This is a genomic window from Vibrio sp. 2130-1, from assembly GCF_033339515.1.
The window spans coordinates 1-807 of record NZ_JAWOUT010000169.1; the positions used below are offsets into that span (position 1 = coordinate 1).

1 protein-coding gene is annotated in these 807 nt (G+C 46.7%); it reads left to right on the forward strand.

All coding sequences use genetic code 11. The features are described 5' to 3' along the window. Positions 1 to 23: 23 nt before the first annotated feature. On the forward strand, positions 24 to 807 hold a 784-nt coding region (locus tag R7Q09_RS24955), incomplete at its 3' end, for an arginine deiminase-related protein (RefSeq protein ID WP_318143797.1).

Sequence of the window (807 nt, forward strand, 5' to 3'; positions counted from 1 at the left end):
TCTAGAGATAAGGAATATATTGGATGCTATTACACGAATCAGTACCCCAATTTGCTGATGGGAAAGAAGAAAGCACACAAAGTGCTCTGCGCCAAACCGCAAACTGCGTAGTGATGGTGCCACCTAAAGAATTTCGTTTTAATGAAGAAACGGCGCAAGACAATGAGTTTCAGCATCAGGTGTCATTGAGCCAGAAAGAAGTATCACGAAAAACCATGGCTGAATTTTCGGCAATGGTTGCCACGTTGCGCCAAGAAGGAGTGCAAGTGGTGGAATTTGACTATCCAGTTTCTGATGTTGCGACGCCAGATGCGGTATTTCCAAACAACTGGTTTAGCACGACACCAGACGGCACGCTTTATACCTTCCCAATGGCGTGTGAAAACCGTCAGCATGAGGTTCGCCCGGAAGCGTTAATTGCCGCGCTAGCCGCTGCAGGACGTGAAGTTCACCAGCAAAGCAGTCTAACGGATTACCTAGGCGATCACGCGTACCTAGAAAGCACTGGGGTGATGGTTTTTGACCATCTAAACAAAACCGTTTATGCCGCGTTGTCACAGCGTTGTGATCGCCTAGTGTTGGAAGATTACGCGAATCGCATTGGTTATGAGCGCGTGATTTCATTCCAAACCCGTTTGCCATCGGGTTCGCCGATTTACCATACCAACGTGATGATGGCTGTGGGGGAGCAGTTTTGTGTGATTTGTGATGAAGTGATCCCAGAATTTGAGCGTCGTTTTGTTTTGAAGTCTCTGGCAAAAGATAAACAAGTTATCTCAATTTCGCTTGATCAGATGAACCAGTTCT